Source organism: Pseudomonas sp. AD21 (assembly GCF_002878485.1).
In the GTDB taxonomy this organism is placed as follows: domain Bacteria; phylum Pseudomonadota; class Gammaproteobacteria; order Pseudomonadales; family Pseudomonadaceae; genus Aquipseudomonas.
Genome location: NZ_NQYG01000114.1, coordinates 1 through 6,872, shown reverse-complemented (window position 1 = coordinate 6,872; position 6,872 = coordinate 1). Strand labels below are relative to the sequence as shown.

Annotated in this window: 7 protein-coding genes; 1 reads left to right on the top strand and 6 read right to left on the bottom strand. The window is 60.9% G+C overall.

The window, feature by feature from the left end; all coding sequences use genetic code 11:
- Positions 1-71 precede the first annotated feature (71 nt).
- The 6 genes from PseAD21_RS29080 to dadA all read right to left on the bottom strand — a co-directional run bounded on the left by PseAD21_RS29080 (position 72) and on the right by dadA (position 6,165).
- Positions 72-1,994, bottom strand: coding sequence for an acetyl-CoA hydrolase/transferase C-terminal domain-containing protein (locus PseAD21_RS29080; RefSeq protein ID WP_102359140.1), 1,923 nt, complete (start codon positions 1,992-1,994; stop codon positions 72-74).
- A gap of 135 nt (positions 1,995-2,129) precedes the next feature.
- On the bottom strand, positions 2,130-2,549 hold the full coding sequence (locus PseAD21_RS29075) for a cytochrome c5 family protein (protein WP_102359139.1): 420 nt from the start codon (positions 2,547-2,549) through the stop codon (positions 2,130-2,132).
- Between the two features lie 181 nt (positions 2,550-2,730).
- Positions 2,731-3,279 carry a cupin domain-containing protein gene (locus tag PseAD21_RS29070; protein ID WP_025112726.1) on the bottom strand — a complete coding sequence of 183 codons (549 nt, stop codon included), beginning with the start codon at positions 3,277-3,279 and terminating at the stop codon, positions 2,731-2,733.
- 88 nt (positions 3,280-3,367) lie between these two features.
- The gene (gene alr, locus PseAD21_RS29065; protein WP_102359138.1) at positions 3,368-4,441 is read right to left on the bottom strand and encodes an alanine racemase; all 1,074 of its coding nucleotides are present in this window, start codon (positions 4,439-4,441) and stop codon (positions 3,368-3,370) included.
- 94 nt (positions 4,442-4,535) lie between these two features.
- Positions 4,536-4,889 (bottom strand): RidA family protein, encoded by a 354-nt coding sequence (locus PseAD21_RS29060; RefSeq protein WP_041071962.1) that lies wholly within the window; start codon positions 4,887-4,889, stop codon positions 4,536-4,538.
- Positions 4,861-6,165, bottom strand: a complete 1,305-nt coding sequence (dadA, locus tag PseAD21_RS29055) for a D-amino acid dehydrogenase (protein WP_102359137.1) — start codon at positions 6,163-6,165, stop codon at positions 4,861-4,863. Before dadA ends, PseAD21_RS29060 begins: the two co-directional genes overlap by 29 nt.
- Positions 6,166-6,321: 156 nt before the next feature.
- Here dadA and PseAD21_RS29050 point away from each other — a divergent pair, with 156 nt between their 5' ends.
- Positions 6,322-6,810 carry an Lrp/AsnC ligand binding domain-containing protein gene (locus PseAD21_RS29050; RefSeq protein ID WP_003177284.1) on the top strand — a complete coding sequence of 163 codons (489 nt, stop codon included), beginning with the start codon at positions 6,322-6,324 and terminating at the stop codon, positions 6,808-6,810.
- Positions 6,811-6,872: the final 62 nt, after the last annotated feature.

Genomic DNA, 6,872 nt, shown 5'->3' with positions numbered 1-6,872 from the left:
GACATCTTGGTTGACTGATACACCGCTTTCGCGAGCAAGCCCGCTCCCACAGTTGGTTTTGCGGTGGGCCGTTACTGTGCGGTGGCTTTGAGGCCGGTGAGCAGCAGGCGCTGGAACAGGTCTTCTTTCAGGCCTTCCGGGTTTGTCAGTTGCATGCGCTCCAGGTGCTCGGGGAATGTCGAGGCATCTGGCGCGTCGAGGGCTGCTTTGCCCAGTTCCAGAATTTCCGTGAGTTTGAACTTGCTCTTCAGCCAGTTCAGCGCCCGCAGCAGATCCCGCTCGATCACCGTGAAATCACAGCCCAACGGATACTCCGGAAACAGATTCGGATGCCTGGCGGCAATCGCCTGCAAACGCTGCGGCGTGTTCTCGGCAAAGCGTGGATCGAGATGGAAATCCTTCGGCAGCTTGCCGACCTTTTGCGCTTGCTCGATCAGCCCCTGTTGGAAACGGGAATCGCTGATGTTCAACAGAGACTCGATCACCACCGCATCGGATTTACCGCGCAGATCGGCGATGCCGTACTCGGTGACCACGATGTCCCGCAGATGTCGCGGGATCGTGCAGTGGCCGTACTCCCAGACGATGTTCGAACTGACCTCACCGCCGGACTCGCGCCAGCTGCGCAGGATCAGAATCGAGCGCGCATCGTGCAGCGCGTGCCCCTGGGCAACGAAGTTGTACTGCCCGCCAACGCCGCTGAGCACCCGCCCGTCTTCCAGTTGATCGGCCACCCCCGCGCCCATCAGCGTCATGGTGAACACGGTGTTGATGAACCGTGCATCAAGTCGCTGTAAGCGCTTCAATTCTTCCTGCCCGTACAGCTCGTTGATGTAGCTGATGCGGGTCATGTTGAATTCGAGGCGCTTGCTCTGCGGCAACTCACGCAGACGCTCATAGAAACTGCGCGGGCCGAGGAAGAAACCGCCGTGCACCGAGATGCCATCGGTTTGTGCAGTTTCATCAAGAGTGCCGGCGTTGGCCTGTTCCTGGGTCTGCACGTCGGGGTAGACCTTGCGCCGGATGATCCCGGCGTCCACCAACACCAGCAGGCCGTTGACGAACATTTCGCTGCAGCCATACAGGCCTTTGACGAATGGCGCGGTGCCGCCCTCGCGTTCGATCAGTTGCGCCCACTGGCTGAGATTGAGGTCGTTGAGCAAGGCCTGATAACCGGGGTTATCGGCTTGCCGCGCCAGCAGTGCGGCGGTCAGCGCATCGCCCATCGAGCCGATGCCGATCTGCAAGGTGCCGCCGTCGAGCACCAAGGTGCTGGCGTGCAGGCCGATGAAGTGATCCTGAAAGCCCACCGGCATGTTCGGCGTGGAAAACAGCGTGCTGCTGTCCTTCGCGTCGATCAGCAGGTCGAAGGTGTCGATATCGACTTCGGCATCGCCGGGCATGTACGGCAACTCGGTGTGCACCTGGCCGACCAGCAGGATGGTTTCCCCGATGGCGCGGCGCTTGGCGATCATCGGCAACAGGTCGAGAGTGATGTCCGGGTTGCAGCTCAGACTCAGGCGGTCGGGATGTTCGCTGCTGCTGGCAAGCAATTGCGCCACCAGGTTCAGCCCGGCGGCGTTGATGTCGCGGGCGGCGTGGCTGTAGTTGCTGCTGACGTAATCCTGCTGGGCCGGCGCGCTGTTGAGCAGGCTGCCAGGTTGCATGAAAAACTGTTCGATGCGGATGTTGGCGGGCAGGCTGTCACGCTGCAGGTCGGCGAGGAAATCGAATTCGGGGTAGTCGCCGAATACGCGCTCGACGAAGGGTTCGATGAAGCGCTTCTGCAAACCGTCTCCCAGATTCGGCCGCCCCAGGCACAGTGCAGTGTAGATCGTCAGTTGCCGCTCGGGCAGGCCCTTGATGCGCCGGTACAGCGCGTTGACGAAGTGATTGGGCTTGCCCAGTCCCAGCGGCATGCCCATGTGGATATGCGCCGGCAAGCGTGCGAGCACCTCGTCCACTGCCTGTTCGATCGAACACAACTGCACCATCTGAAGCCTCCTGCCCGTTCCGTGAATAGAGGTAGACCGAGCTTGCCTTGAGTTTGCTGCAAAGGACAGCCCGCGCCGCGAATCGCGGGCACAAAAAAACCGTCCGAGGACGGTTTTTTTCGTCAGAAGCGTGGCTTATTTCAGGCCGGACATCTTCTGGATCGCGCCTTCGAGGTCTTTCTCCTCGCAGTCACTGCAGGTACCTTTTGGTGGCATGGCGTTGAGCCCTTTCAGCGCAACTGCCGCCAACCCGGCAGCGGTGCCACCTTCTTTGTCAGCACGTTTTTTCCAGTCAGCTGCATCACCGATTTTAGGTGCGCCCAACAGGCCAGTGCCATGACAAGCATTGCAGTGCTTGGCAATGATCTCATCCGGAGTTTTAGCTGCGCCACCGCCGCCAGCGGAGGCTGCGACTTCCATCCCTTTGCATTCCTGCCCCTGAACGCACACCTGGCCGACCGGCTCGAGGCGTTTGGCAATGTCGTCATTCGTCGCAGCTTGAGCGCTGACAGCCCAGAGGGCCAGTACGGTTGCTGGTGCGGCCAGCATTTTCATAATTAGGTTCACGCGTTCACCCTCAATGGTGGCTATTCACGCCTGCGGCCACGGTTCGCAGGCGGGCGCAAGTATAGCGGGTAGCCCGCCACACTGAAACAACCCCATAGTCGAAGGGGTTATACCGCGCTGTGGAAAACTCTTCGGATGCCTTCGCCGTCATGGCTTGGCGCCTCTATCTTCAAAAATTCGCCGGCGTGGCTGCGCTGATTAGTCGCGCAGGCAAGTCGAACGGATTACGGAAACGATGCGGCTTGGTACTTTCAAAGTAGTAGCTGTCGCCGGCTTCGAGAATAAAAGTTTCCAGACCCACCACCAATTCCAGACGACCTTCCACCAGAATCCCGGTTTCTTCGCCCTCATGGGTGAGCATTTCTTCGCCGGTATCAGCACCCGGCGGGTAGATTTCGTTGAGGAACGCGATAGCCCGGCTGGGGTGCGCGCGGCCGACCAGTTTCATGGTCACGGCGCCGTCGGAGATGTCGATCAGCTCGTTGGCCTTGTAGACGATCTGGGTCGGGATTTCCTGCAGGATTTCTTCGGAAAAGAACTCGACCATGGACATGGGGATGCCGCCCAGCACCTTTCTCAGCGAACTGATCGAAGGGCTGACACTGTTCTTTTCGATCATCGAAATGGTGCTGTTGGTGACGCCCGCGCGTTTGGCGAGTTCACGCTGGGAAAGCCCTTTGAGCTTGCGGATCGATTGCAGTCGTTCACCGACGTCCAAGGCGGGAGCCTCCTGATGTTGTAAGAATATTGAGCGTTATCATGGCGACAGCGTTCAGTATTTACAACACTTGGCCCCCGCAGCGGCGTCAAGCCTCGGAATAGAGCCTTGGCACGCGACGCAAGTTGCAGAAAATCTGGTACGGGATGGTGTCCGCCCACTGCGCCACTTCGCTGGCGAGGATGTTTTTGCCCCACAGCTCGACGGTCGAACCGAGGCCGGCGTCCGGCACATCGGTGAGGTCGATGCAGAGCATGTCCATCGAGACGCGGCCGAGAATCCGGCTGCGTTTGCCGGCGACCAGCACCGGCGTGCCGGTCGGTGCCTGACGCGGGTAGCCATCGGCGTAACCCATGGCGACCACGCCGATACGCATCGGTTTGTCGGTGATGAATTTGGCGCCGTAGCCGATCGGCTCGCCAGCGGGCAGCTCACGCACACAGATGACTTTCGATTCGAGAGTCATCACCGGTTGCAGGCGCTCGGCCACGGCGTTGGCTTCTTCGAACGGGGTCGCGCCGTACAGCATGATGCCCGGGCGCACCCAGTCGCTGTGAATCTGCGGCCAGCCGAGCACGGCCGGCGAGTTGCGCAGGCTGACTTCGGCGGCGAGGCCCTGACGTGCAGCCTCGAACACCGCGACCTGATCGGCGCTGCTCTGTTCGTGCAGCTCATCGGCGCGGGCGAAGTGGCTCATCAACACGATCTTCGCCACTTTGCCGCTGGCCAGCAGGCGTTGATAGGCCGCCGCGTAATCCTTCGGATGCAGACCCACGCGGTGCATGCCCGAATCGAGCTTGAGCCACACGGTGATCGGTTTGCTCAAGGCCGCCTGCTCAATCGCTTCGAGCTGCCACAGCGAATGCACCACGGTCCAGAAATCGTGCTCGACGATCAGTGCCAGCTCATCGGATTCGAAGATACCTTCGAGCAACAACACCGGGGCCTTGATGCCGGCCGCGCGCAACTCCAGCGCCTCCTCGATGCAGGCGACGGCAAACCCGTCAGCCTCAGCTTCCAGCGCCTGGGCGCAACGCACCGCGCCGTGACCATAGGCATCAGCCTTGATCACCGCCAGCGCCTTGGCGCCGGTGACTTCGCGGGCAATTCGGTAGTTGTGGCGCAGGGCTTGAAGATCGATCAGGGCACGGGCAGGACGCATGGCGGCAGACTTCTAGGCGGTCATGGGAAGAAAAACCGGCGCCGACTGACGACGTGAACCGCCAACAGCGCCGGGAGAGGGATCTTTACAACGGTTACGGCAGCGCAGCGACGATAGAGATTTCTACCAGAATGCTCGGCTTGGCCATCTTCGCTTCGACAGTGGCACGGGCCGGGGCGGCGCCTTTGGGCAGCCACTGGTCCCACACCGAGTTCATCCCGGCAAAGTGCGCCTCGATGTCGTTCAGGTAGATCGTCGCCGACAACAGATGCTGCTTGTCAGTCCCGGCCAGATCCAGCAAACGCTCGATATTGGCGAGCACGTCGCGGGTCTGTTGCTCAACTCCGGCGTTGAAGTCGTCGCCGACCTGCCCGGCCAGATACACGGTGCCGTTGTGGGTGACGATCTGACTCATGCGCTCATTGGTGAGCTGGCGCTGGATTGCCATGTTTTGCGGACTCCTGAGGCTTGTTGCCGTAACGGGAAATATCGAGGCCTTCGGCGCTGATCTGCGGCTTTTTCTTCGCCATCAGATCGGCCAGCAAACGACCGGAACCGCACGCCATGGTCCAACCCAGGGTGCCGTGGCCGGTGTTGAGGAACAGGTTCTTGAACGGCGTGGCGCCAACGATCGGCGTGCCGTCCGGGGTAGTCGGACGCAGACCGGTCCAGAAGCTCGCCTCAGCCAGATTGCCGCCCTGAGGATAAAGGTCGTTGACGATCATCTCCAGGGTTTCGCGCCGACGCGGGTTCAGCGACAGGTCAAAACCGGCGATCTCCGCCATGCCGCCGACGCGGATGCGGTTGTCGAAACGGGTGATCGCGACCTTGTAGGTCTCGTCGAGAATGGTCGAGGTCGGGGCCATGTCCGGGTTGGTGATCGGCACAGTCAGCGAGTAACCCTTGAGCGGATACACCGGGGCCTTGATGCCCAGCGGCTTGAGCAGTTGCGGCGAATAGCTGCCGAGGGCCAGCACGTAGCGGTCGGCGGTTTCCAGTTTGCCGTCGATCCATACGCCGTTGATGCGGTCGCCAGCGTAGTCGAGGCGCTGGATGTCCTGGCCGAAGCGGAATTCCACACCGAGTTTCACGGCCATTTCGGCCAGGCGCGTGGTGAACATCTGGCAGTCGCCCGTCTGGTCGTTCGGCAGGCGCAGGGCACCGGCGAGGATGTCGGTGACATTGGCCAGGGCCGGTTCGACGCGGGCGATGCCGGCGCGGTCGAGGACTTCAAACGGCACGCCGGACTCTTTCAGCACGGCGATGTCTTTGGCGGCGCCATCAAGCTGGGCCTGAGTGCGGAACAGTTGGGTTGTGCCGAGACTGCGGCCTTCGTAGGCGATGCCGGTTTCGGCACGCAGTTCGTCGAGGCAGTCGCGGCTGTACTCGGACAGACGCACCATGCGCTCCTTGTTCACCGCGTAACGGCTGGCGGTGCAGTTGCGCAGCATCTGCGCCATCCACAGGTATTGATCGATGTCGGCGGTGGCCTTGATCGCGAGAGGGGCGTGGCGCTGCAGCAGCCACTTGATCGCCTTCAGCGGTACGCCCGGCGCAGCCCACGGCGAGGCGTAGCCCGGCGACACCTGGCCGGCGTTGGCGAAACTGGTCTCCATGGCCGCAGCGGGCTGCCGGTCGACCACCACCACTTCAAACCCGGCACGGGCCAGATAGTAAGCACTGGCGGTACCGATGACGCCGCTACCCAAGACCATTACGCGCATTTTTGTATCCCTCATCGCGGCAGGGCCGCGTACGTCTGTTGTTAGAGCAATGATGCGCGCAGTGTAAAAAAGATTGGCCAGTGCTTTTCACTGTATAAGCGCCTATATTTGGCGACAATTCTCGGCAAAAACCCTTTTCACGGAGGCGCATCCCCTATGCGTACCAACACTCAGACCAAACGTGAGCTGGACAAGATCGACCGCAACATCTTGCGGATCCTGCAGGCGGACGGGCGGATATCGTTTACCGAACTGGGGGAAAAGGTCGGTCTGTCCACCACGCCATGTACAGAGCGGGTGCGGCGGCTGGAGCGCGAGGGGATCATCATGGGCTACAACGCCCGACTCAATCCGCAGCACTTGAAGGGTAGTCTGCTGGTGTTCGTCGAGATCAGCCTCGACTACAAATCCGGCGACACTTTCGAAGAGTTCCGACGCGCAGTGCTGAAATTGCCGCATGTGCTGGAGTGTCACCTGGTTTCAGGGGATTTCGACTATCTGGTGAAGGCGCGTATTTCCGAGATGGCCTCGTATCGCAAATTGCTCGGCGACATTCTGTTGAAGCTGCCGCACGTGCGGGAGTCGAAGAGCTATATCGTGATGGAAGAAGTGAAAGAGAGCCTGAGCCTGCCGATCCCGGATTGAAGATTGGTGTCGCTCCATTCGCGAGCAGGCTCGCTCCCACAGGGGAATGCATTCCAAATGTG